Annotated in this window: 20 protein-coding genes and 1 tRNA gene; 12 read left to right on the top strand and 9 right to left on the bottom strand. The window is 65.7% G+C overall.

Annotated features, from left to right (window positions below; genetic code table 11):
- Positions 1–4: 4 nt before the first annotated feature.
- Positions 5–457, bottom strand: a complete 453-nt coding sequence (locus ACQP2U_RS30940; RefSeq protein WP_433710695.1) for a nucleoside deaminase — start codon at positions 455–457, stop codon at positions 5–7.
- Between the two features lie 221 nt (positions 458–678).
- Here ACQP2U_RS30940 and cobA point away from each other — a divergent pair, with 221 nt between their 5' ends.
- The 3 genes from cobA to ACQP2U_RS30925 all read left to right on the top strand — a co-directional run bounded on the left by cobA (position 679) and on the right by ACQP2U_RS30925 (position 5,200).
- Positions 679–1,938, top strand: coding sequence for a uroporphyrinogen-III C-methyltransferase (cobA, locus tag ACQP2U_RS30935; RefSeq protein WP_433716632.1), 1,260 nt, complete (start codon positions 679–681; stop codon positions 1,936–1,938).
- Between the two features lie 227 nt (positions 1,939–2,165).
- The gene (locus ACQP2U_RS30930; protein WP_433710694.1) at positions 2,166–3,716 is read left to right on the top strand and encodes an MFS transporter; all 1,551 of its coding nucleotides are present in this window, start codon (positions 2,166–2,168) and stop codon (positions 3,714–3,716) included.
- 2 nt (positions 3,717–3,718) lie between these two features.
- A complete protein-coding gene (locus tag ACQP2U_RS30925; RefSeq protein ID WP_433710693.1) occupies positions 3,719–5,200 on the top strand; it encodes an MFS transporter in 1,482 nt (493 codons plus the stop codon).
- Between the two features lie 16 nt (positions 5,201–5,216).
- Here the strand turns inward: ACQP2U_RS30925 and ACQP2U_RS30920 are convergent, their stop codons facing one another.
- A complete protein-coding gene (locus tag ACQP2U_RS30920) occupies positions 5,217–5,624 on the bottom strand; it encodes a PPOX class F420-dependent oxidoreductase (RefSeq protein WP_433710692.1) in 408 nt (135 codons plus the stop codon).
- Between the two features lie 50 nt (positions 5,625–5,674).
- Positions 5,675–7,294: a PucR family transcriptional regulator gene (locus ACQP2U_RS30915; RefSeq protein WP_433710691.1), complete on the bottom strand. Its 1,620-nt coding sequence runs from the start codon at positions 7,292–7,294 to the stop codon at positions 5,675–5,677.
- A gap of 111 nt (positions 7,295–7,405) precedes the next feature.
- Here ACQP2U_RS30915 and ACQP2U_RS30910 point away from each other — a divergent pair, with 111 nt between their 5' ends.
- Positions 7,406–8,896 carry a CoA-acylating methylmalonate-semialdehyde dehydrogenase gene (locus ACQP2U_RS30910; RefSeq protein ID WP_433710690.1) on the top strand — a complete coding sequence of 497 codons (1,491 nt, stop codon included), beginning with the start codon at positions 7,406–7,408 and terminating at the stop codon, positions 8,894–8,896.
- 16 nt (positions 8,897–8,912) lie between these two features.
- Positions 8,913–10,280 (top strand): aspartate aminotransferase family protein, encoded by a 1,368-nt coding sequence (locus tag ACQP2U_RS30905; RefSeq protein ID WP_433710689.1) that lies wholly within the window; start codon positions 8,913–8,915, stop codon positions 10,278–10,280.
- 268 nt (positions 10,281–10,548) lie between these two features.
- Here the strand turns inward: ACQP2U_RS30905 and ACQP2U_RS30900 are convergent.
- The 3 genes from ACQP2U_RS30900 to ACQP2U_RS30890 form a co-directional block, all read right to left on the bottom strand.
- Positions 10,549–10,686, bottom strand: a tRNA-OTHER gene (locus tag ACQP2U_RS30900).
- Positions 10,687–10,829: 143 nt separating this feature from the next.
- Complete coding sequence (locus tag ACQP2U_RS30895; RefSeq protein WP_433710688.1) at positions 10,830–11,561, bottom strand: hypothetical protein; 732 nt, start codon at positions 11,559–11,561, stop codon at positions 10,830–10,832.
- 387 nt (positions 11,562–11,948) lie between these two features.
- Positions 11,949–12,164, bottom strand: coding sequence for a hypothetical protein (locus ACQP2U_RS30890; protein ID WP_433710687.1), 216 nt, complete (start codon positions 12,162–12,164; stop codon positions 11,949–11,951).
- Between the two features lie 59 nt (positions 12,165–12,223).
- On the opposite strand from ACQP2U_RS30890, the gene ACQP2U_RS30885 reads away from it, so the two are divergent.
- Both ACQP2U_RS30885 and ACQP2U_RS30880 read left to right on the top strand, forming a co-directional pair.
- Positions 12,224–12,901, top strand: coding sequence for an NADPH-dependent F420 reductase (locus ACQP2U_RS30885; RefSeq protein ID WP_433710686.1), 678 nt, complete (start codon positions 12,224–12,226; stop codon positions 12,899–12,901).
- A 242-nt stretch (positions 12,902–13,143) separates the two neighbouring features.
- Positions 13,144–14,088: a hypothetical protein gene (locus ACQP2U_RS30880; RefSeq protein ID WP_433710685.1), complete on the top strand. Its 945-nt coding sequence runs from the start codon at positions 13,144–13,146 to the stop codon at positions 14,086–14,088.
- 389 nt (positions 14,089–14,477) lie between these two features.
- Here the strand turns inward: ACQP2U_RS30880 and yaaA are convergent, their stop codons facing one another.
- Positions 14,478–15,224, bottom strand: a complete 747-nt coding sequence (gene yaaA / locus ACQP2U_RS30875) for a peroxide stress protein YaaA (RefSeq protein ID WP_433716631.1) — start codon at positions 15,222–15,224, stop codon at positions 14,478–14,480.
- Positions 15,225–15,282: 58 nt separating this feature from the next.
- Between yaaA and ACQP2U_RS30870 the strand changes: the two genes are divergently transcribed.
- Both ACQP2U_RS30870 and ACQP2U_RS30865 read left to right on the top strand, forming a co-directional pair.
- Positions 15,283–17,037, top strand: a complete 1,755-nt coding sequence (locus ACQP2U_RS30870) for a proline--tRNA ligase (protein WP_433710684.1) — start codon at positions 15,283–15,285, stop codon at positions 17,035–17,037.
- A gap of 158 nt (positions 17,038–17,195) precedes the next feature.
- Positions 17,196–18,947 (top strand): acyl-CoA dehydrogenase, encoded by a 1,752-nt coding sequence (locus tag ACQP2U_RS30865; RefSeq protein ID WP_433710683.1) that lies wholly within the window; start codon positions 17,196–17,198, stop codon positions 18,945–18,947.
- Between the two features lie 777 nt (positions 18,948–19,724).
- Here the strand turns inward: ACQP2U_RS30865 and ACQP2U_RS30860 are convergent.
- Complete coding sequence (locus ACQP2U_RS30860; protein WP_433710682.1) at positions 19,725–20,159, bottom strand: ferritin-like domain-containing protein; 435 nt, start codon at positions 20,157–20,159, stop codon at positions 19,725–19,727.
- Between the two features lie 228 nt (positions 20,160–20,387).
- Positions 20,388–20,999, bottom strand: a complete 612-nt coding sequence (locus tag ACQP2U_RS30855; RefSeq protein ID WP_433710681.1) for a hypothetical protein — start codon at positions 20,997–20,999, stop codon at positions 20,388–20,390.
- Between the two features lie 204 nt (positions 21,000–21,203).
- Here ACQP2U_RS30855 and rimP point away from each other — a divergent pair, with 204 nt between their 5' ends.
- The 3 genes from rimP (at position 21,204) to ACQP2U_RS30840 (ending at position 23,355) form a co-directional block, all read left to right on the top strand.
- Positions 21,204–21,872: a ribosome maturation factor RimP gene (gene rimP, locus ACQP2U_RS30850; protein ID WP_433710680.1), complete on the top strand. Its 669-nt coding sequence runs from the start codon at positions 21,204–21,206 to the stop codon at positions 21,870–21,872.
- Positions 21,869–22,900 (top strand): transcription termination factor NusA, encoded by a 1,032-nt coding sequence (gene nusA / locus ACQP2U_RS30845; RefSeq protein ID WP_364392403.1) that lies wholly within the window; start codon positions 21,869–21,871, stop codon positions 22,898–22,900. The genes rimP and nusA overlap by 4 nt, the downstream gene beginning before the upstream one ends.
- 122 nt (positions 22,901–23,022) lie before the next feature.
- Positions 23,023–23,355: a YlxR family protein gene (locus ACQP2U_RS30840; RefSeq protein ID WP_433710679.1), complete on the top strand. Its 333-nt coding sequence runs from the start codon at positions 23,023–23,025 to the stop codon at positions 23,353–23,355.
- The last annotated feature ends 41 nt before the right edge of the window (positions 23,356–23,396 follow it).

The raw sequence follows: 23,396 nt of genomic DNA, 5'->3' as shown, positions 1-23,396 counted from the left end.
GACATCAATCCCCGGCTACCCCGATATCTTCGTTCCAGAGCAGCGGTTCATCCGCGATGAATTCGGTCATCAGGTCGATGCAGCGCCGGTCGTCGAGCACGGTCACCACAACGCCGTGCTCGGCCAGCCAGTCCTGTCCGCCGCGGAAGGTCTGCGCTTCCCCGATGATCACCGCGCCGATCCCGAACTGGCGCACCAGACCGCTGCAGTACCAGCACGGTGACAGGGTGGTCACCATGATGGTCGAGCCGTAGTCGCGACGGCGACCCGCATTGCGGAACGCATCGGTTTCGGCGTGCATGCTGGGATCACCGGACTGCACCCGCCGATTGTGCCCGCGCCCGAGCAGGGTGCCGTCGGCCGCGAACAGGGCCGCGCCGATCGGAATCCCGCCTTCGGCCCGGCCGCGCAGTGCCTCCGCGTAAGCCACCTCGAGCAGTTGCTCCGGCTGTGTCATGGCTCCACCCTGCCGGTCTGGTTGCTCCAGTGCGTGTCGGTGCAAGTCGGTTCGGCCGAAGCCGTCCCGAGCCATCCGATCACGCCGCCCGACCCCCAGCGATTCATGGGCCGAAGTATAGGGAGGCCGACCGAGGCGGGTGATTGCCGGGCGCGTGCATGCAGGACGTAGGCTCGAACATTGTGCCGAACACGTCAGTACCTACCGATGACCAGCCGGAAATCAATCCGGCCGACCGTCCCGCGAGTGATCCGAACTACCTGGTCGGGCTCGATCTCAATGGACGACGCGTCGTCGTGGTCGGCGGCGGGACGGTGGCGCAGCGCAGGCTCGGGTTGTTGATCGCCTCCGGGGCGGACGTGCACGTCGTCAGTCGCGAAGTCACCCCGGCCGTGGAGGGGATGGCTACATCGGGGCAACTCACACTGACATTGCGCGCCTACGTCGACGGCGATCTGGACGGTGCCTGGTACGCGATCGCATGCACCAATGAACCCGAGACCAATGCGGCCGTTGTCGAGGAGGCCACCCAGCGACGGATCTTCTGCGTGCGCGCCGATGTGGCCAGACTGGGCACGGCGGTAACTCCGGCGACCGCGCGCCACGACGGCCTGACGCTCGGCGTGCTGGCCGGTGGACAGCATCGGCGATCCGCGGCGGTGCGCAATGCACTGCTCGAGGCGCTGCAATCAGGTGTGGTGAACGATGATTCGACGCCGATCACTCCGGGTGTCGCGCTGGTCGGCGGCGGTCCCGGTGATCCGGATCTGATCACGGTGCGCGGCCGCCGCCTGCTGGCCCGCGCGAATCTCGTTGTCGCCGACCGGCTCGCACCGCCGGAACTACTCGCCGAACTCGGTCCGGACGTCGAGGTGATCGATGCGGCCAAGATTCCCTACGGACGGGCGATGGCGCAGGAGGCGATCAATTCCGCGCTGATCGAGGGCGCCAAGTCGGGCAAATTCGTGGTGCGGCTCAAGGGCGGCGACCCGTATGTATTCGGGCGCGGCTATGAGGAACTCGAGGCCTGCGTCGAAGCGGGCATCCCGGTGACCGTGGTCCCCGGCATCACCAGTCCGATCTCCGTGCCCGCCGCCGCGGGCATTCCGGTGACCCATCGCGGCGTCACCCATGAATTCGTGGTGGTCAGCGGCCATGTCGCACCCGATCATCCGGACTCCCTCGTCGACTGGCCCGCGCTGGCCCGCCTGCGCGGCACCATCGTGCTCATGATGGCCGTCGAGCGCATCGAACAATTCGCGACGGCCCTCATCGAGGGCGGCCGGCCTGCCGATACCCCGGCGACGGTGATCCAGGAGGGCACCCTGCGTACCCAACGTATCCTGCGCGCCGACCTCGGCACTGTCGCCGCTCGCGTCCGCGACGAAGCTATCCGCCCACCCGCGATCGTTGTGATCGGGCCCACTGCGGGCTTCTCCGCCGATGCCGCCGAACCGCAGGCCAACTCCGCTGCCGGATAACGCATCCTCGGATCGACGAATCATCGCGTCGATGCTGTTCGATGAGCTCACCTCGGTTCGTTCCGGCTTCATCGTTGCAGCATCCGGGCCGCGATATTCGATGGCACAGCCGATCGGCTGCCGCAACTGGAGGGTTTCACAACCGCCCAGTGACTTTGGCTATGACAAGATGAATCGCGGCCGCGGGAGCGGAGACGTGGGTTCCGGATCAATTACAGTGGCTCACCGTGCTCGATAATCCCCCTGCGAAGACGCAGTACCCGGTGACGCAGCGGGCCTTCGGGCTCGCCATTCTCGTGCTGAGCGGGCTGCAGCTGATGGTTGTTCTCGACGGCACCGTGGTCATCTTCGCCCTGCCTCGACTGCAAGAGGAAATGGGCATGACCAGCGCGGGCGGCGCGTGGACGGTCACCTCCTACGGTCTGACCTTCGCGGGGCTGATGCTGCTCGGCGGGCGACTCGGGGATGCGTTCGGTCGCAAACGCATGCTGATCGTGGGCGTCGGCATGTTCACGATCGCCTCGCTGATGTGCGGATTGGCGCAGAGTCAGGCCATGTTGATCGCGGCCCGCGCCGTGCAGGGTGCAGGCGCGGCGATTGCGGCGCCGACGGCATTCGCACTGGTCGCGACCACTTTTGCGCCAGGTAGGGCGCGCAATCAGGCCATTGCGATCGTCGGCTCGATGGTCGGTATCGGCTCGGTCGGCGGTCTGGTGGTCGGCGGTGCGCTGACCCAGCTGTCCTGGCGGTGGATCTTCCTGATCAATGTGCCCATCGGCGTGCTGATCATCCTCGGTGCGCTGTCCCAACTCGCCGACACCGAACACCACCGATCCGCACTCGATATCAAGGGCGCGGTCCTCGGCACCCTGGCCTGCGCGTCGATAGTGTTCGGCGCGACCGAGGGGCCGGAGTTGGGGTGGGGTAGTCCGGCCGTAATAGGTGCGCTGGTGGCGGGCGCGGCGCTGCTGATCGTTTTCGTGGTCGTGGAGCGCACTGTCGATGATCCGCTGCTGCCGTGGTCGCTGTTCGACAGCCGCGATCGGGTCACCACCTTCCTACTGATCTTCCTGGCCGGTGGCGTACTCGGCGCGATGACCTTCTTCGTCGCGCAGTTCCTGCAGAATGTGCTTGGCTACGGACCGCTGGTGGCGGGTATCGCATCGATCCCGTTCACCATCGGCATCGGCATCGGCGGCGCGGTGGCCTCCAAGGCGGCGCTGTTCGTCGCACCGCGCTGGTTGGTATGCGGCGCGGCATTCGTGCTGTCCGCCGGACTGCTGGTCGGCTCGCAGCTCGACGGAGGCGTGAATTACCTGACCACTCTGCTGCCGCTGTTGATCGTGATCGGCTTCGGTGTCGGCGTGGCAATGGTGCTGGCGCCGCTGTGCGTGCTCGTCGGCGTGCCAGCCTCCGATATCGGCCCACTGTCCGCGGTGGGGCAGATGTTCATGAACCTGGCGACTCCGGTCTTCATCGGTCTACTCACTCCCATCGCGGCATCACGCACCATGTCGATGGGCGGGCGCACCGGCAAGGCGGCCGATATGAACGAGGCCGAGATCGTCGCTCTCGGCAGCGGATACACGCTGGTGCTCGCGGTCTGCTCGCTGGCCGCGGTGCTGGCTGGCTTCATCGCGCTGACTCTGCGCTATACGCCGAGACAACTGGCCGAGGCACAGCACGCGCAAGAGGAGTCGCAGCGTACCGGCTCCATGCCGGTGGTGCCGCGGACGGGGCCGCTACCTGTCATCCGTCGCTCTGACTACAGTGGCTGACTGTGCCAGACAATCCCGCTACGATGCCGTATCCGGTGACGCGGCGGGCCTTCGGCCTGGCGATTCTGGTGCTGAGCGGGCTGCAATTGATGGTCGTGCTCGACGGCACCGTGGTGATTTTGGCCTTGCCCCGTCTACAGGACGAACTGGCATTATCGAGTTCCGGTAGTGCCTGGATGGTCACCGCATACGGTCTGCCGTTCGCGGGTTTGATGTTGCTCGGCGGCCGGATCGGCGACTCGTTCGGGCGCAAACGCATGTTCATCGTTGGCGTCGCGCTGTTCACACTGGCGTCGCTGCTGTGCGGTCTCGCGCAGAACGCGGGCATGCTGATCGCGGCGCGCGCGATCCAGGGCACCGGCGCCGCACTCGCGGCCCCGACCGCACTCGCCCTGGTCGCGACCACTTTCGCGCCCGGCCGGGTACGCAACCAGGCGATCGCGATCTTCGGATCGATGATGGCGATCGGCTCGGTCGGCGGACTGGTGGTCGGCGGCGCGCTCACCGAGGCGAGCTGGCGCTGGATCTTCCTCATCAATGTGCCGATCGGTGCGCTGATTCTCTCGGGTGCGGTGCTGCGGCTGCGCGACACCACCCACCACCGACTATCCCTGGACGTGCGCGGGGCCGTACTCGGCACCCTCGCGTGTGCGTCCCTGGTCTTCGGCGCGACCGAAGGGCCCGAATTCGGCTGGGACAGTCCGGTCATCATCGGTTCCATTGCCGTCGGTCTGGTGTTGTTGATCGTCTTCGTCCTCGCCGAACGGTGGGTGGAGAACCCGCTACTGCCCTGGTCGCTCTTCGATAAGCGCGATCGGGTCGCCACCTTCGGCGCCATCTTCCTGGCCAGCGGAGTGTTGGCCGCGACAACCTATTTCGCGGGTCTGTTCGTGCAGAATGTCGTCGGATACAGCCCGCTGGTCGCCGGGGTCGCGTTCGTCCCATTCACCATCGGTGCTGGTATGGGCACCGCCACGGCTTCGCAGCTGGCGATGACGGTCGCGCCGCGTTGGTTGTTGAGCGGTGCCGCGGCGCTGCTCGTCGTCGGGCTGCTGTTCGGCTCGACGCTCGAACGGGGCGTGCCGTACTGGCCGACGCTGTTGGGGCTGTTCATCATGATCGGCTTCGGCATCGGGGTAGCCGTGGTGATCGTCCCGCTGTGCGTATTGGTCGGTGTCGGGCCGAAGAATATCGGCCCGCTCTCGGCGGTCGGCCAGATGTTCATGAACCTCGGCACACCCTTCGCGATCGGTCTGCTCGCGCCGGTCGCGGCCTCCCGCACAGTGTCGCACGGCGGGCGGATGGGTAAGCCCACCGATATGACGCCCGCCGAGCTGGATGCCCTCGGAAGTGGTTACACGCTGGTACTTTTCGTCACCGCCATCGGCGCACTGCTGGTCGGCCTGGTGGCACTGACGCTGCGCTATACGGCGGCCGAGGTCGGCCAGGCACAGCATGCGCGCGAAGAGGCCGGGCAGGGCTGAACCCCGCCCGGCGAGCTCATAGGCGACCGGCGACCTTGCGTGGGGTCACCCGGACGATCACGCGGGGTCCGTCGTTGACAGAGGCGGGGTTGAATTCGGCGTAGGGCATCCCGTTGTAGCGGTGCGACAGCTTGTCCGGCAGTGCCCTGTCCGGATCGGGGGTGATCGTGGCGATGCCGCGAATCTCCGCGTACACGTAAGGGTTGTCCGGCGGATTGATCATCACCGTGATCCGCGGATCACGGGCCAGGTTCTTGCCCTGCTGCCGATCCACCGTCGTGGAGAACAGCAGCTCGTCGCCATCGCGCTCGAGCCAGATGACGGTCAGGTGCGGTTGTCCGTTCGGTCCGTTCGTGGCCGCGGTCGCGAAGACCTTCGACTCGTCCAGGTACTTCTTCAATTCCTCGGAGAGCACAGCTGTCATGGCTTGGTGAAACGCTCGCCGAGGCGGGAACATTCCCGATCCGATCGAAATCACTTGTCGGTCCTGGAGTTCGAGTCGGCGGTCAGATCGCGGATGAGTAGTGCGGTATGTAGTGAGGTGCGCGATTCGCCGTCCTCGAGGTCGACATCGAGAATCCGCTCGATGCGGGCGAGCCGGTCATAAAGGGTCGGTCGGCTGATATTGAGCCGCTTGGCGAGCTCGGTCTTATTACCAGCGAGGTCTAGGAATTGTCGCAATGTGCGCGTCAGATCGGTGGCATGCCGAATGTCGTAGCGCAGCAACGCACTCAGTTCCGTTTCGGCGAAGCTCTGCACACCCGGTTCATCGCGGATCAGCGAGAGCAGTCCGCGCAGGCGGATATCGCCGCTGCGATAGAACGGTCGCGGGCGATCCGACGCCGATGACTCCAGCGATAACGCGACCTCGGCGATGTGCGCCGCATGCGCCAATTCGCGCGCGGTGTCCAGTAACGAACCTGCTTGCGCGCCAACGCCTATGACCGCCCGGCGCACCCCATCCACGCGTCGCACTTCGGCGATGATCGCCGAGCAGACGGTGCGCAGCGTGTCGTCGAGGTCGGCGCTGCGCGCGATCGCGAGCAGCATGGCGACCCTGTCGCCGTGTTCGGGCGCGGTCAAGGCGGTGGCCTTCGACAGTCCGAGGCCGTGGGTGACCGCGTCGAGCACGCCCGCGCTGCGGCGTTGCCTGGCGACCTGATCGGATTCGGCAAGGACGGCAACGTCGATCGTGAGCGGAACATACTGCACGCGCCGGGTCAACAGCCCCAGCGCCGCGGCCCTGGCCTGCGCATCGCGTTCGTCGAGGACGCGGCCGTTGACCATATCGTCGATGAGTCCGGTCTGCGCCTGACGATATAAGCCGAAGCGATCCTTCTCGATCATCCGGTGCAGCGTCAGTGTTTGTCCGGCACGCTCGAGCACCATGCGGGCGCGCGGCGTCGCGACCCGGCTCGAACGCAGGATCAGCCGACCCCAGCGCTGGGTATGCGGGCCGACCTGCACCACATCCCAGCCCTGCGGCAGCAGTCGCGAGGTGGTCTCCCAGTCCTGCAGAATCGCCGAGGTGCTGGTGTGCCGGGCGGTCATGGCCAGCACCCGGTGCGCCAGATCCTCCAGTACGACCGAGGAATCGAGCATGTTCGCCGCCGTTTCGACGATTTCGGCCAGCGCGGCGCGGCGCACGCTGAGCTCGGTGAACGTCTCGTGTACGGTGCGCGCGAATTCGAGTTCGGCGTATTGGTCGGCCACGATCACCCGATGCACGGCCTCGGTGATTTCGACGAAGCGAGTGACACGATGTAGTGCTATGACCGGGAGTCCCAGTGCGTCGGATGTCTCGGTGACGATCGGCGGCATCTGCGGCACGGCCGCGCCGAGTTCGATGACCAGTCCGGCCACCCCAGCGGTGGCCAGCGAATTCAGATACGCGACCGTCGACTCGTCACTTCCGGTCAATGCCAAGCCGGTGGTCAGCATCAGCTCCCCGCCGACCAGCAATTCGGCGACATCCGGCAGGTCGCTGACGTGCACCCACCGCACCGGCCGATCCAGCGCAGCCGCACCGACGACCTCCGGTTCGCCCGCGCGCACGACCGGCATCGTCAGCACATCGGCGACAGACAGCAGCATCCGACGAATCGTAATAGGAAATCCGATATCGAATACAGAACGTCGGGCTGAAATCCGGTCTCGATGGTGCAGAGTCGGAACCACGACACCATCGGAGCGAATCGAGGAGATATGCAGACAATCGCGCACTGGCTCGACGGCAAACCCTTCGCGGGCACGAACTCCGCGACCGCGCCGGTGACGAATCCGGCGACCGGGGTGGTGACCGGGCAGGTCGCATTGGCCGGTGTCGAGGATGCCAGGGCGGTGATCGCGTCGGCCAAGGCGGCATTCCCGGACTGGCGTGACACCTCGCTGGCGCGTCGTACGCAGATCCTGTTCCGCTTCCGCGAACTGCTCAACGAGCGCAAAGAAGAACTCGCCGAGCTCATCACCGCCGAACACGGCAAGGTGCACTCCGATGCGCTCGGCGAGGTGAACCGCGGCTTGGAGGTGGTCGAATTCGCCTGCGGTATCCCACATTTGCTCAAAGGCGGATTCACCGAAAACGCCTCGACGAAAGTGGATATCTTCTCGATTCGCCAGCCGTTGGGACCGGTCGCGGTGATATCGCCGTTCAATTTTCCGGCAATGGTGCCGATGTGGTTCTTCCCGATCGCGATCGCGGCCGGGAATACCGTGGTGCTCAAGCCGAGTGAGAAGGACCCGTCGTCATCGCTGTGGCTCGCCGAGCTGTGGCACGAAGCCGGTTTGCCCGCAGGGGTTTTCAATGTGCTGCAGGGCGATAAGGTCGCCGTCGACGAACTGCTCGACAATCCCTCTATCAAGGCCGTGTCGTTCGTCGGCTCCACACCCATCGCGAAGTACGTCTATCAGCGCGGCACTGCCAGCGGTAAGCGCGTGCAGGCGCTCGGCGGGGCCAAGAACCACATGGTGGTGCTGCCCGATGCCGATCTGGATCTGGCCGCCGATGCCGCGGTGAATGCCGGATTCGGCTCCGCGGGGGAGCGTTGCATGGCCATCAGTGTGGTGCTGGCGGTCGGTGCGGTCGGAGACGAACTCGTCACCAAGATCATCGAGCGGGCCGAGACCATCAGGACCGGTGACGGCTCCCGCGATACCGATATGGGCCCGTTGGTGACCCGTGAGCATCGCGATCGAGTCGCCGCCTACATCGATGCGGGCGAAACAGCCGGTGCCAGTGTCGTTCTCGACGGCCGCGGCGTACAGGCCGATGGCGAAGCGGATGGATTCTGGCTCGGGCCGACGGTTCTCGATCATGTGGCCACCGATATGAGCGTCTACACCGACGAAATCTTCGGGCCGGTCCTATCGGTCGTGCGCGTCGACGGCTATGACGACGCGCTGGAACTCGTCAATGCCAATCCCTACGGCAACGGAACCGCCATCTTCACCAATGACGGCGGCGCGGCCCGGCGCTTCCACAATGAGGTGGAGGTCGGCATGGTCGGCATCAATGTGCCAATTCCGGTTCCGATGGCCTACTACAGCTTCGGTGGCTGGAAGAACTCGCTGTTCGGTGATTCGCATGCGCACGGCATCGAGGGCGTGCACTTCTTCACGCGGGGCAAGGCCGTCACGACGCGTTGGCTCGATCCCAGCCACGGCGGACTCGAACTCGGATTCCCCCAGAACAAATAGCTCGCAGGAGAATTCGATGACCTTGCCGAATGGATCGGCGCCCGAACTCAACCGGCAGGCCGTCGACCGTGCCTACGAACTCGACCGCCGCCACGTATTCCACTCGTGGTCCGCGCAGGCGCAGCGCACGCCCATGACCATCACCGCGGCTCAGGGATGCTACGTATGGGACGGCGACGGCAATCGTCTGCTCGATTTCTCCTCACAGTTGGTGAACACCAATATCGGCCACCAACATCCGAAAGTCGTTGCCGCGGTGCAGGAGCAGGCCGCCAAGTTGTGTACCATCGCACCGCAGCACGTCAACGATGCCCGCTCCGAGGCCGCCCGGCTGATCGCCGAGCGGACACCGGGCGAGCTCGACAAGATCTTCTTCACCAATGGCGGCGCCGATGCCGTCGAACATGCGGTTCGGCTGGCGCGCTTGCATACCGGCCGCTACAAGGTGCTTTCGCGCTACCGCTCATATCACGGCGGCACCGATACGGCGATCAATCTCACCGGCGATCCGCGGCGTTGGCCCAACGATCACGGCAATAGCGGCGTAGTCCACTTCTTCGGTCCATTTCTGTACCGCTCGCAATTCCATGCGAGCACCGAAAACGAGGAAGCCGAACGGGCTTTGGCGCACCTCGAACAGACCATTGTGTTCGAGGGGCCGGAAACTATCGCGGCGATCGTGCTCGAATCCATTCCTGGCACAGCGGGAATCATGGTTCCACCGCTCGGGTATATGGCGGGTGTCCGGGCGCTATGCGATAAATACGGCATCGTCTTCATCGCCGATGAAGTGATGTCGGGGTTCGGACGCGCCGGAAAGTGGTTCGCCATAGCGCACTTCGAGGGTGTTGTCCCCGATCTGTTGACCTTCGCCAAGGGCGTGAATTCCGGTTATGTTCCGCTCGGCGGCGTCGCGATCAGCCCAGCCGTCGCGGCGACTTTCGACGATTGTCCGTATCCGGGCGGACTGACCTACTCGGGTCATCCGCTCGCGACGGCAGCCGCGGTCGCGACCATTACTGCGATGCGGGACGAGCGAATCGTGGAGAACGCCGCCGATATCGGTACCCGCGTCCTCGGACCCGGCCTGCGCGAGCTCGCCGAACGCCATCCCAGCATCGGTGAGGTGCGCGGAACCGGAGTTTTCTGGGCACTGGAACTGGTGCGCGACAAGCGAACTCGCGAACCGCTCGCACCGTACGGCGGCACCAGCACGGCCATGAACGAAACGATCGCCGCCGCCAAAGCGGCGGGCTTGCTGCTCTTCGTCAACTTCAACCGAATCCACGTCGTTCCACCGTGCATCATCGACGAGGCCGAAGCCAAAGAGGGACTGGACATCCTCGATCGCGCATTGGCTGTCGCCGACGGGAACACCATCTAGCGATCCTGCGCACTACGCCGAGAGCGCCGACTGGTCTCGGGACGACACGGGTAATTCGTGGAGTGCGTCCAAACCACGCTCTGACGCAGGACGGGTACGGGCTGTCGGACGCTCGGAAGCGTTTGGCCCGAATATTCGGGGAGGCAAGGGAACCCGAGGGCGTAGCCTGCCCTCGGGTTCCTTGGTGCCACCCAAATTCGCGCACCGGATCGGTGGGATCGGATCAAACTCATTACGACGTGTCATACGATTAGACCATCTTCCATTGTGGCTGGAAGAACGGGATTTGAACCCATATCTCGTCGCGATTTATGTCCTCTCCTCATGATGGGGTGTTCGGCGGCGAATGCTCAATCTGGAGCGAGAGTCTGAGATTCGGGCTGCCTCTACCGAATTGGGCTATCCGGACCTGTGCCCGGAGCGGGATTCGAACCCGCACTGTCACCGTGTCTTCAGGCTTATCTTCAGTTTGAGTTTGCGCTCTTGCGCTTCCCCCGCACGCGGCGGGGGAGTATGTGGGGTCGGGGTGGTTGTGCGCCCCCGACCGGTTCAGCGGAAGAGGTAGCGGAAGATCACATCACCGGTCTTGCGGTCGGTGACCTGGCTCCCATTGGCCTCCTCGCGGGCGAATTTCACTGCCTGCTGAAGCTTTTCGATGCGCTCGGCCAACTCGTTGACCCGGCGAGCCGGCAGCGCACCGGAGAACTTCACCGTGGTCCAGTAGCCGATCGCGATGTCCTCGTAGTACACCTCGACTTGCGCCGGATGCTTCTCGGTCGCCTCGGCCTTGACGTGGTTGCGCGGCACCTTCTTGGTGCGGATGGTGCGCACGGCGTCGGTGCGCCAGGTGTCGGACGAATCGTCGAACGCCCAGGCCTCGGCGGCGTCGAGCACCGGCAGCTTCTTGACGAAGGTGTGCAGGTCGGCCAGTTGCTTCTCCAGGAACAGCAGGTACGACACCGGTACGGCGGCCAGCAGGGTTTCCTCGTCGACGCGTACATCGGCCTTGGCCTCGCAGTTCGCCCAGTCCTTGGTCGCCGTCACATCGAACAGCCGGGTGAGCGTCGCGGCCGTCTGACGCAACACCTCCTCGGACTTCACCTGCACCCGTGTCGACTCCGGTGGAAGCTGTTCGCCCTCTTCATCTTTCGGCTGATAGGTGCGTGCGATACCGGACAGCAGCCCCGGCTTCTGCAGTTGACTCTGGGTCTGCGCCAATTCGCGCAGCGCACCGCTCTTGACGCCCTTCTCGACTGCGATGATCTGATTCAACTTCGTCATCGATTACCTCCCCGTGCGCCCCTCGACGCCGTCACATTCCTTGTGCGGCCCTGCATTTCGGATTTCCCCCCGCCGCTCGCCATACACTACAGACCGAACATTTACCGCGCATCCGAGTTTTCGCGCGTGGGACCGGATCGCCCGTGCCCGACTGCGTCATTCGCGGCAGCGCGCTCAACCCCGACGGGGCAGACCGCGCCGAACGGGCTCTCGAAGCAGCAGGTCATCCGGGTGGCACTCGCGACATCGACACTGCGAGGCACACGGCACCGGCACGCTGAGCCGGTGTCCGTAAGCGGCCGCGACGCCACCGTCGACGGACCCGTCGCCCGACAAGGTCGAGCGTCCCGGTGAAGAGTCGGCGGCGCGGCCGCGGCAGCCACTCGATCACCACTGCGGGCTCGGCATCCGCACCCGCCAGTGTCTGAGCGTGCCGCCGACGACCGGCAGAAGGGGCGGGTCGGGAAATTGGTCAGTGGCCACGTGGATTTCGGCGGGCGGGAACGGTCGTGGTGTCGCCTTGGTGTTCGCCCCCGCCAGTGCCCCGAGCGTGCCGCCGACGACCGGCAGAACAGCCCGGGTCGGAAAACTGGCAGCGACCACATGGATTTCAGCGAGCGGGTGTGGGAACAATCGTGGTGCCGTCTCGGTTGGGACCGGGCATGACAACGCTTGGATTGATCGGTAGCGGGAATATCGGCGGCACGCTGGCCCGGTTGGCGGTCGCGGCCGGACTCGATGTCGTCGTCAGTAACTCACGCGGGCCGGAGACGCTGGCGGAGCTGGTGGCCGAGCTCGGGCCACGGGCACGTGCCGCCACCGCCGCGGAGGCGGCCGCAGCGGGTGACATAGTCGTGGTCACCGTACCGTTGAAGAACTATCGGCAGGTTCCGGTGGAGCCGCTGGCGGGCAAGGTCGTCATCGACACCAACAACTACTACCCGGACCGCGACGGCACCTTCCCCGAACTGGAGGACGGCACCACCACCAGCAGCGAACTGCTGCAGCGCCACTTGCCGACATCGAAGGTCGTCAAGGCCTTCAACAACATCTTCTATCCCCATTTGGCCGCCCTCGCCCGCACTTCCGGCGCCCCCGACCGCTCGGCCCTCCCCATCGCAGGCGATGACACGGACGCGAAAAAGGCCGCCACCGAACTACTCGACACCCTCGGTTACGACACGGTCGACGCTGGCTCCCTGGCCGAAAGCTGGCGCTCGCAGGTGAACACCCCCGTCTACGGCAACCCCTACGCCGAAGCCCTCCCCTTCTGGGACCACCCCGCCGCCCCCGCCCCCGCCGAAAAGATCCGCACCGCGTTAGCCGCGGCGCAGCGCTGAGCGCCACGCCGAACTTCCGTCGCCCGGCGCGGGCGGTGTCGCATATCCAGTGAACGTCGCACATAGGTCGCAACTTATGTGCGACGCTCACCGGGTCTGCGCCAACTGCTGTCATTCGGGCTCGCTTGCGCTCGCGCCCAGTGTGTGCGCCTTGGGGGTTCGGTTATGCACAGGGCGCGAGTTGTCCACAATCCGTAGATTGGGGCTTTCGGCTGGGTGGAGTTGGTCGAGAACATCGTGGCGTGGACGTACCTCGAACAATTTCCCGGCGCAATGCGCTGAAAGCCGGATTCACCGGACGTGAGCTGGGCAGGCGACCTTGGCGGCGGATGTGTCGGGGGCAGTACCTGAGTGCCGCCGATATCGGTGAACTGACTACTGAACAAAGGCATCTGGTGCTCACCGGTGCTGTCGCCGCGGGCTCCAGTTCGGCTGCCGTCGTCAGCCATGTCTCCGCGGCTGTCGTGCATGGTCTGCCCGTGTGGTCGATTCCGTTGGCACGCGTTCATTTGACCCGCGATCGAAGAACCGGGGCGCGCAAGGGTAGTCGGGTCATGATGCACGCCGCGTCCATCGAGCCGGACGAGGTCGTGCAGATCGGCGATCTGCGAGTGACGACGGTGGCGCGCACGATCGTCGACCTGGCCAGAACGGTGCCGTTCGAACAGGCTGTCGTGGTGGGGGACGGCGCACTGCGTCTCGGGCGCACCAGCCGTGCCGAACTAGCGGAACAACTGCTGCGGGCTCGCGGACGCCCGGGCTGCCCGGCCGCGCGCCGCGTCATCGATTTCCTCGACGGCCGCGCCGAGAGCCCCGGCGAATCGCGAAGCCGGGTCGTCTTGTGCACCGCTGGACTGCCGACACCGGAACTCCAGCCGACCATTCTGGATATCAACGGCGGATTCGTCGCCCGAGTCGACTTCCTGTTCCCGGCACTGGGTGTGATCGGCGAATTCGATGGAATGATCAAGTACCACAACAACTCCCGCCCGGGCTCGCCCGAATCCATCGTGATCGCCGAAAAGCTCCGCGAGGACGCCCTGCGCGCCCTCGGTTGGGCGGTCGTCCGCTGGACCTGGCCCGACCTGGACACCCCGGACCGTTGGCTGACCCGACTGGCCCAGGCCGCTGCCTTCGCCCACCGCATCCGCCGCGCCGGCACCTGGCGTCCCACCGAGCGCGGATGACCGAGGTAACCACCGGTATCCGTGAGCACCTACGCATCGCCAGCGCACTTCGCACACACGGCGCGGAGCCTGTTGCGCGACCTGTGCGCATCAAGTCTCAAACGACGTCCCGGACGAACACACCGATTTTCCCGCTCCGACGGTATCCACGCAGCGGATCGGACTCCTGTTGCCGAATTGTCGCGGATTCAACCGTGCCACAGGTCATGCCCCTATTTCGACGGCCTGGCGCGCAGTCATGCTGAGCCGGAAGTGTTTGATCCCCCGAGTATGGCGTTGATGTCAGGGAACAGCCGCCCGGGGGCACATTCGGCACCAGGCTTCGCGACAGGTATGCGACGTGCACTGGTCCTGTGCCAGCGACGGTCATCTGTGTCGCAAGGCGTATGTCAGCTGGTGATGATGAGGAGTTCGGTGGCGGAGGCGATTTCGGTGCGCAGGCCGGACTTGGTGGCGACGCGGGCTACGGCGCGGATATCGGTGGGGTCGGCGCGAGTAAGGACTAGCGCACGGGCGAGGAGGCCCTTGTGGTGTTTGTTGAAGTGGCTCACCACGGTTCGGGAACCGTCCGGGTGTTCGGTGAGAACATTGGCTGTGATGGCATCCGGAACGCGGCCGAGCTGCTGGTAGGTGCCCGAGCGCAGGTCGATGACGAGTTCACCGGCAGCCTCGGCGACCAGGGCGTCGGGCAGGACATCGCGCCAGATGGCGGAAAGCGTCGGTAGGCCGGGAAGTTTGGAACCGCCGGAGAGCCGGTAGGCGGGAATGAGGTCATCGGCGCGGACAGCCCCGAACAGTGCGGAGCCGATGCCGAGGCGGGCGTAGGCCTTGGCGCGTTGGACCTTGGTGAACGAGCGGGCATTCAGGGCGTCGTAGAGCACGCCGGTGTAGCGCTCCAGTGCGGGCCGGGTGGCGGAGGTACGTAGCGTCGCATTGCGCACTATCTCGGTATCAGCCCCCTTGCCGAGCCCGAGCACCGCACGCGAGGCGTCCGGGTCGGCGGCCAGCTTGACGACCTCGTCGATGAGGCGGTCGCGCACCGTCGTGAGCTGCGGCATCGCCAGCGAATCCAGCTCCAGCGGCGCGTCGGATCCGCCATCGGACTTGGTTTCGGAAGGAGGCAGCAGCACCAGCACGAGCGGATACGGTAATGCCTTGCAGACATTGTCCGGCCAGCGACTACCCTGTCGTTCCGTGATCACCCGCCTCTCCCACCTGTTCCTGCGTACCCTGCGCGACGATCCCGCCGACGCCGAGGTGCCCAGTCACAAACTCCTCGTCCGCGCCGGATATGTGCGGCGCATCGCACCTGGCGTGTACTCGTGGCTGCCGCTGGGCCTGCGGGTGCTGCGGCGGGTCGAACAGGTCGTGCGGGAAGAGATGAACGCCATCGGCGCGCAGGAGATCTCGCTGCCCGCGCTGCTGCCGCGCGAGCCGTACGAGACCACCAAACGGTGGACCGAATACGGCGACGGCCTGTTTCGGCTGCAGGACCGCAAGGGTGCGGACTATCTGCTCGGGCCCACGCACGAGGAGCTGTTCGCGCTCACCGTGAAGGGTGAATACAACTCGTACAAGGATCTCCCGGTCACGCTGTATCAGATCCAGACCAAGTACCGCGATGAGGAGCGCCCTCGCGCGGGCATCCTGCGCGGGCGCGAATTCATCATGAAGGATTCCTATTCCTTCGATCTCGACGAGGACGGACTCGCGGCCAGCTACAACGCGCACCGCGAGGCCTATCAGCGCATCTTCAACCGGCTCGATGTCAAGTACGTCATCGTCGCGGCCACCTCCGGTGCGATGGGCGGCAGCGCGTCGGAGGAATTCCTCGCGGACAGTCCGGTCGGCGAGGACACCTATGTGGTGTGCCGGGAGTCTGGCTATGCGGCGAATGTAGAAGCGGTGGTCACGCCCGCTGCCGAGCCGCAACCCATCGATGGCCTGCCCGCGGCCGTAGTACACGACACCCCGAACACCCCGACCATCGCGACGCTGGTGGACTGGGCAAACAATGCGGGCATCTCCGCGAGCCCCGTCACCGCGGCCGACACCCTGAAGAACATCATGGTCAAGCTGCGCCACCCGGACGGTAAGACCGAACTGCTCGGCATCGGTGTTCCGGGCGACCGTGAGGTCGACGACAAGCGCCTCGCCGCCGCGGTCGAACCCGCCGAGGTGGAACTGCTCACCGAGGCCGATTTCGCCGCCAACCCGTTTCTGGTCAAGGGTTACATCGGCCCGAAGGCATTGCAGGCCAACGGTGTTCGCTACTTGGCCGATCCACGCATCGGCACCGGAACCAGCTGGATCACCGGCGCCGACGAGCCGGGCAAGCACGTCGTCGGCTTGGTCGCGGGCCGCGATTTCACCCCCGACGGCACCATCGAGGCCGCCGAGGTGCGTGACGGCGACCCCTCACCCGACGGGCGCGGTGTCCTGGTGTCCGCGCGCGGCATCGAGATCGGCCACATCTTCCAGCTGGGGAATAAGTACACCGACGCGTTCGAGGTCGATGTGCTCGGCGAGAACGGCAAGCCGGTGCGGCTCACCATGGGCTCCTACGGCATCGGCGTCTCCCGCATGGTCGCGGTGATCGCCGAACAGCAGCACGACGAGAAGGGGCTGCGCTGGCCGCGTGAGGTCGCACCGTTCGACGTGCATGTGGTGATCGCGAATAAGGACGACTCCTCGCGTGCGGGCGGCGAACAGGTTGCGGCGCTGCTGGATTCAGCCGGACTCGAAGTCGTCCTCGACGACCGCAAGGCCTCGCCGGGTGTGAAGTTCAAGGATTCCGAGCTGATCGGCGTCCCGCTGGTCGTGGTCGTCGGCCGCGGCTGGGCCGAGGGCAAGGTCGAAATCCGCGACCGCTTCACCGGTGAATCCAACGAGGTCCCGGCCGATTCGGTGGTCGAATCGGTGCTCGCGCAGGTCCGCGGCGGACAGTAGCTTCACTTCGATAAGCGATAGGGAAGCCCGGTCGACCGAGTCCGGTCGACCGGGCTTCCCGTCTTCGCGCGGACCTACGGTTCCGTAGGCACGATTCGTGTCGCGTGTTAATCCCAGACCCCCTCCTGGCTGCTGTTACCCGCTGGTAAGTTAGCGGCATGACGAGCACCGACGCGTTGTTGTTCAACCCCACCCGCTATGACCCGAAGCAGTTCGATGCCGAGACGCGGCGGCTGCTCAGGGCAACCATCGAGTGGTTCGAGTCGCGGGGCAAACGGCAGCTGCTCGCCGATGACGCGGATGCGGTGTGGGTGTCGGATTTCCTCGAGTTCGTCAAGAAGGAGCGCCTGTTCGCGACCTTCCTGACTCCCGCCGCCTACGCCGACGGTGATGCGAACAGGCGGTGGGACGGTGCGCGCAATGCGGCGCTGTCGGAGATCTTCGGCTTCTACGGTCTGGCGTACTGGTACGCCGAGCAGGTCACCATCCTGGGTCTCGGTCCGATCTGGCAGAGCGGGAACGAGGACGCCAAGAAGCGCGCGGCCGCCGATCTCGCCGACGGTCAGGTGATGGCATTCGGTCTGTCCGAGCGCGACCACGGCGCCGACATCTACAACACCGATCTGATCCTGACGCCGACCGAACCGGGGAGCGCGGATGCCGAGGCCGGAATCCTGTTCCGCGCCAATGGCGTCAAGTACTACATCGGCAACGGCAATGTCGCATCGATGGTGTCGGTGTTCTCCCGCCGCGCTGATGTCGAGGGCGCGGATGGATACGTGTGGTTCGCCGCTGACAGCCGCCACGAAAACTACGAGCTCATCGACAATGTCATCCACGGTCAGCTCTATGTCAGCACCTTCGCGCTGCACGACTACCCGGTGACCGCCGCCGACATTCTGTCCACCGGGCCTGAGGCCTTCTCTGCGGCGCTGAACACCGTCAATGTCGGTAAGTTCAACCTGTGCCACGGCAGCATCGGCATGGTCGAGCACTCGTTCTACGAGGCCATCACGCACTCCAACAACCGTATTCTCTACGGCCAGCCCGTCACCGAATTCCCGCATGTGCGTACCAACTTCGTGGATGCGTATGCGCGAATCGTCGCGATGAAGCTGTTCAGCGACCGCGCTGTCGACTATTTCCGCAGCGCCAGCCTCGAGGACCGCCGCTACCTGCTGTTCAACCCGATGACCAAGTCCAAGGTGACCTCCGAGGGCGAGACCGTCATGACGCTGCTGCTCGATGTGCTGGCCGCCAAGGGATTCGAGAAGAACACCTACTTCGCGCAGGTCGCGCGCTATATCGGCACGCTGCCCCGGCTCGAGGGCACGGTGCACGTCAATGTCGGGCAGATCTTGAAGTTCATGCCGAACTACCTGTTCAATCCGAAGGACTACCCGGAGATCGGCACCCGCCTCGATGCGGCCGACGACGAGTTCTTCTTCCGGCAGGGCCCGGCCCGTGGCGCGGGCAAGGTGCAGTTCGCCGACTGGACCCCGGTATACGAAAAGCACGCCGACCTGCCGAATGTCGCACGCTTCTACGAACAGGCCCAAGCGCTGCGCGCCCTGCTGACCACGGCTGCTCCCGATGCCGACCAGCAGAAGGACCTGGACTTCATGCTGACCATCGGCCACCTGTTCTCCCTGGTCGTCTATGGCCAGCTGATTCTGGAGCAGGCCGCCATCACCGGCCTGGACCGCGACATCGTCGAGCAGATCTTCGACTTCCAGATCCGCGACTTCAACGGCCACGCCACCACGCTCTACGGCAAGCCGTCGGCCACTCCCGACCAACAGGCCTGGGCCGCCTCCGCCCTCCGCCCTCCGGTCACCGACCGCCCCCGCTTCGACCGCGTCTGGACCGAAGTCGCCGCCTATGACGGCGCTTACGAAATGCGGGCGTAGTCACTCGTACCAGCCGCCACCTCGCACAGTTGACACGTCGCTCGAGGTTTGGGCGCCGTGCAGGTTGGCCGCCGGAGCGCATGGCTTGGCGTGCCGCGCGAGCGTGCGTGCTTGCGCATGAACCGGTGTGCCGGGTGCGAGCCGGTGTGCCCGGGTGCGAGCTGTTGCGCCGGGCGCGAACTGGTGTGCCGGGTGCGAGCTGTTGCGCCGGGTGCGAACTGGTGTGCCGGGTGCGAGCTGTTGCGCCGGGTGCGAACTGGTGTGCCGGGTGCGAGCTGTTGCGCCGGGCGCGAACTGGCGCGCCGCTCCACGCACTGGTGCGCCGCGCATGAACTGGTGCGCCGCGCATGAACTGTTGTGCTGGGCGCGAGCTGGTGTGCTGGGCGCGAACCGGCGCCGGGCGCATGAACTGGTGTGCTGGGCGCGAGCCGGCGCGGCGCGCGCGAGCCGGCGCGCTTCGCGCGAGCTGTTGCGCCGCCCCACGCACTGGTGCGCCGCGCATGAGCTGTTGTGCTGGGCGCGAGCTGTTGTGCTGGGCGCGAGCTGTTGTGCTGGGCGCGAGCTGTTGCGCCGGGCGCGCACTGGTGCGCCGCGCATGAACTGGTGTGCCGGGCGCGAACTGGTGTGCCGGGCGCGAAGTGGTGTGCTGGGCGCGAACCAGTGCGCCACGCATGAACTGGTGTGCTGGGCACGAACCGGCGCGCCGCGCACGAACTGGCGCGCCGCGCACGAACTCGCTGACGTGCGCGGCGTGCGAAAGACGTGCGTGGCGGGCGGTTAGGTCTTGCCTGGGAAGGCGACCGTGGGTGGGTTGGCGCCGAGGATGGCTTGCCAAGTGGCCAGGCGCAGGGCGCATTCGGTGAGGGCGTCAACCCCTGTCCGGCGCAGCGATTCGGAACTTCCGTTCTCGACGACCGCGCGCCAGGCGACGGCGGTGTCGGTTTCCACCGTGACGGCCAACTTCGCAGCCGGGATCGGATCGTTCACCGGGAACGGTGTGGTGTAGGCCGCGTCCGGCGCCGGCACCGTGACTCCGGCTGCCTTCAACGCATCGATGGTGGCATCGCGGCGGGCACGGTGGGCGGCGGTGTCTTGTGCGACCAAGCGGGTTCGCTCGGCGGAGGCGTAGGCCGCGATCAAGCCGAAGGCGTACACCGCGGCGTACTCGGCCCGCAACGCATCGAGCAGGGCTTGGCGTTCGGCTTCGGTCATGCCCGCATCCCTGTCTGGGTATGGTCGGCCGCGCGCATGGAAGGTGCCACCGCTCGGCATGCGGGGTCGGTTGTCTTCGCGCCCATATAGTCGAGCAGGGCTTGGCGTCCGGCTTCGGTCATGCGCTCATCTCTGGCTGGGGGAGTTGTATCGTGCGCACTGTGCGGCGTGCGGAGTCGGTCGTATTCGCGTGCCCGGCTTCGAACCGAGCATGGTGTTCGGCACGAATCATGCCAGCAACACCCCCGCCTGCGCCGCGCATGACGCGCTGATCGAGGCCAATAGCCCTGCACGATAACCGGATTGGGTGCGGGCGAGATCACCAGCGGACTGCTGCGACTTGGCCAGCCGAGTGCGCAACTCGTCGATACTCGGCGGTGTGGTGGACGATGCGGATGCGCCCGATGCGGCAGGGGAAGTGCCGGAAGGGGGCGGGGTGACGTCGCGGGTTCGGTGCGTCGGCGTGGTGCCGTCACTGTAAACGCCGATCACACGGTTGATTTCGGCACGCAGCGCATCCGCGTGTGCGGTGCGCTGGTCCGCGATCACGGTCAATTCCGCATGTCGCTGCGGCGTCACCGCAATTGCCGCCGTCGCGGCCGCGGCGTCCGCACGCGCCAGGATCTCTTGTGCGGCAAGCGGATCGGGCTGATATACCGTCTTATCCGTACATCCGGCCACCGCACCGACTGCTAGCACACCCGCGGTCGTGCCGCCGGCAAGCCGCAATGCGGTGCGGCGGTCGACGACGCCGGCGCTGCCGTGCTGGGATTGTTGCCGGTCGTTGGGGATGCCGGAAGTGCACCCGGCGCGCGGCGGGGCGGGGAGGCGGATTGGCACGGCACTATCGTGCCAGATTCGCCTGGCACGGCCGACCGAGCGTCTGCCGTGCGGTCGGCGTGACACCCCGGCGCCGTGTCGCGGGCGCGTGGCCAGGAAACTTGCTCGAGGCCGTTGGTCCTTTACACTCTCGAGGCGCGTTACGCTAGATCTTCGGTAGAGAATTTTCCCGCCGTCTGACAACTGAACCAGGAGCCGCCCCACATGCCCATGCCGACTGAGGAAAGGGTGAGCCAGCTCGTTGCTGGACTCGTCGAGCGCCGAGGATTCGACCTCGAGGGTGTCGAGATCTCGACGGTGGGCAAGCATGTGGATGCCCAGGCTCGGGTGAAGGTGATTGTCGACAGCGATGCCGTTTCCGATCTCGACACCATTGCCGGACTGAGCACCGAACTCTCCGAGGCCCTCGACAATGCCGGCGATTTCGGCGAGACGCCCTATCTGCTCGAGGTGACCAGCCCTGGCATCGACCGCCCGCTCACCGCCGACCGCCACTGGCGTCGCGCCCAGGGCCGCAAGGTGCGGATCAAACTACGCACCGGCGCCCCGTCGCCGGATCCGAAGTCATCGGACAAGTTCGAGGCCAGGGTCGGCGTCCTCACCGATGACACGGTGGCGCTGGTGCTCGGCGGGAAGAACAAGCCGCACCGGGTGACGATTCCGCTGGCCGATATCGCCGAGGCCGTCGTCCAGGTGGAATTCAATCCGCCCGGCGCGCGGGAACTGGAACTCGCGGGCGGAGTCGCGCCCGGTCGTCCGCGGCCGGGCCAAGAGGAAGCGGTGGATCCCACCGCCGATGTCCGAGGAACAACCGATGTACCAACCGAATCAGTAGAAGCGTCCGATTCGCCGACCGAAGGGATCGTGGAATGAACATCGAAATCGAAGCCCTGCGCGCGATTGTCGCCGATAAAGGGATCTCGATCGAGACCGTGATCTCCGCGATCGAGTCGGCACTGCTCACGGCCTACCGCCATACCGAGGGCCACCAGCCCAACGCGCGCATCGATATCAACCAGAAGACCGGCGTGGTCCGAGTGATGGCGCGCGAACTCGACGTCGACGGCAATGTCATCTCCGAATGGGACGACACCCCAGAGGGTTTCGGCCGGATCGCGGCGACCACCGCGCGCCAGGTGGTGCTGCAGCGGTTGCGCGATGCCGAGAACGAGAAATCCTTCGGCGAATTCTCCACCCACGAGGGCGACATCGTGGGCGGTGTGGTGCAGCGCGATGCCCGCGCCAATGCCCGCGGCACCGTCGTGGTGCGCATCGGCAGCGAACTGCACGGCACCGAGGGACTGATCCCGCCCGCCGAGCAGGTGCCCGGCGAAAGCTATGAGCACGGCGACCGCATCAAGTGCTACGTCGTCGGTGTCTCCCGCGGCCCGCGCGGCCCGCAGATCACCCTGTCGCGCACCCATCCGAATCTGGTGCGCCGACTGTTCGCACTCGAGGTGCCCGAGATCGCCGATGGTTCGGTGGAGATCGTCGCGGTCGCCCGCGAGGCCGGACACCGCTCCAAGATCGCGGTGCGCACCACCGTGCCCGGCGTCAATGCCAAGGGGGCGTGCATCGGCCCGATGGGTCAGCGCGTGCGCAACGTGATGAGCGAATTGGCGGGGGAGAAGATCGACATCATCGATTACGCGGATGATCCGGCGACCTTCGTCGGGAATGCGCTCTCGCCTTCGAAAGTTGTATCGGTCACGATCGTGGATCCAGAAGCCCGCGCCGCGCGCGTGGTCGTCCCCGACTTCCAGCTTTCGCTCGCGATCGGCAAGGAAGGGCAGAACGCCAGGTTGGCGGCCCGCCTGACCGGTTGGCGGATCGATATTCGCAGCGATGCCACCCCGGATGCGGGCAGCGGCAGTGTGCGGACGGAGGCGCATCGGAGTTGATCGATCCCCGCCGATCGAGCCCGCCGGATGACAGGTTCGTAACTTCGACGGGGGCGGGGTTCGGTGTTCCGAGCGGGACAGCGGTAGAGTGGTGTCAGGTTCAGCCCGAGCCTTCGGTTTCTTTGTTCGAACGCACCACCGAGCAAGTCCCGGCGCACCGACGTCGAGCGGCTCCGGTGCGGACGTGTATCGGATGCCGAAAGCGCGAGTTGGCCGTCGATCTGTTGCGGATCGTGGCGCAGGACTGTGAGACCGGTGACGGTTCCGAAGTTGTTGCGATAGTCCCCGATCCGTGGCGCAGACTTCCCGGACGGGGTGCCTGGCTGCACCCCGTTTCGGTTTGTTTACGCACCGCAGAACGACGCCGAGCATTCGGCAGAGCACTACGAGTGTCCGGACAACTGGATATCTCAGCCCTGGAGAAGTACCTCGAGAACAGGCACGAGCACTCATGAGCACACCGTGAAGCACCAACGATGAACGTCCATCGGAGATA

The sequence above is a fragment of the Nocardia sp. CA-084685 genome (genome assembly GCF_050955785.1).
Classification (GTDB): domain Bacteria; phylum Actinomycetota; class Actinomycetes; order Mycobacteriales; family Mycobacteriaceae; genus Nocardia.
Note: the sequence above shows the minus strand (reverse complement) of the source record. Positions and strands in the feature narration are given on the sequence as shown.

Coding starts and splice junctions, on each gene's coding strand:
- ACQP2U_RS30905 (WP_433710689.1), top strand. CDS start 8,913: ATGACCTTGCCGAATGGATCGGCGCCCGAACTCAACCGGCAGGCCGTC.
- ACQP2U_RS30885 (WP_433710686.1), top strand. CDS start 12,224: ATGACAACGCTTGGATTGATCGGTAGCGGGAATATCGGCGGCACGCTG.
- ACQP2U_RS30940 (WP_433710695.1), bottom strand. CDS start 457: ATGACACAGCCGGAGCAACTGCTCGAGGTGGCTTACGCGGAGGCACTG.
- ACQP2U_RS30865 (WP_433710683.1), top strand. CDS start 17,196: ATGACGAGCACCGACGCGTTGTTGTTCAACCCCACCCGCTATGACCCG.
- ACQP2U_RS30915 (WP_433710691.1), bottom strand. CDS start 7,294: ATGCTGCTGTCTGTCGCCGATGTGCTGACGATGCCGGTCGTGCGCGCG.
- ACQP2U_RS30895 (WP_433710688.1), bottom strand. CDS start 11,561: ATGACGAAGTTGAATCAGATCATCGCAGTCGAGAAGGGCGTCAAGAGC.
- ACQP2U_RS30920 (WP_433710692.1), bottom strand. CDS start 5,624: ATGACAGCTGTGCTCTCCGAGGAATTGAAGAAGTACCTGGACGAGTCG.
- nusA (WP_364392403.1), top strand. CDS start 21,869: ATGAACATCGAAATCGAAGCCCTGCGCGCGATTGTCGCCGATAAAGGG.
- ACQP2U_RS30910 (WP_433710690.1), top strand. CDS start 7,406: ATGCAGACAATCGCGCACTGGCTCGACGGCAAACCCTTCGCGGGCACG.
- rimP (WP_433710680.1), top strand. CDS start 21,204: ATGCCCATGCCGACTGAGGAAAGGGTGAGCCAGCTCGTTGCTGGACTC.
- ACQP2U_RS30860 (WP_433710682.1), bottom strand. CDS start 20,159: ATGACCGAAGCCGAACGCCAAGCCCTGCTCGATGCGTTGCGGGCCGAG.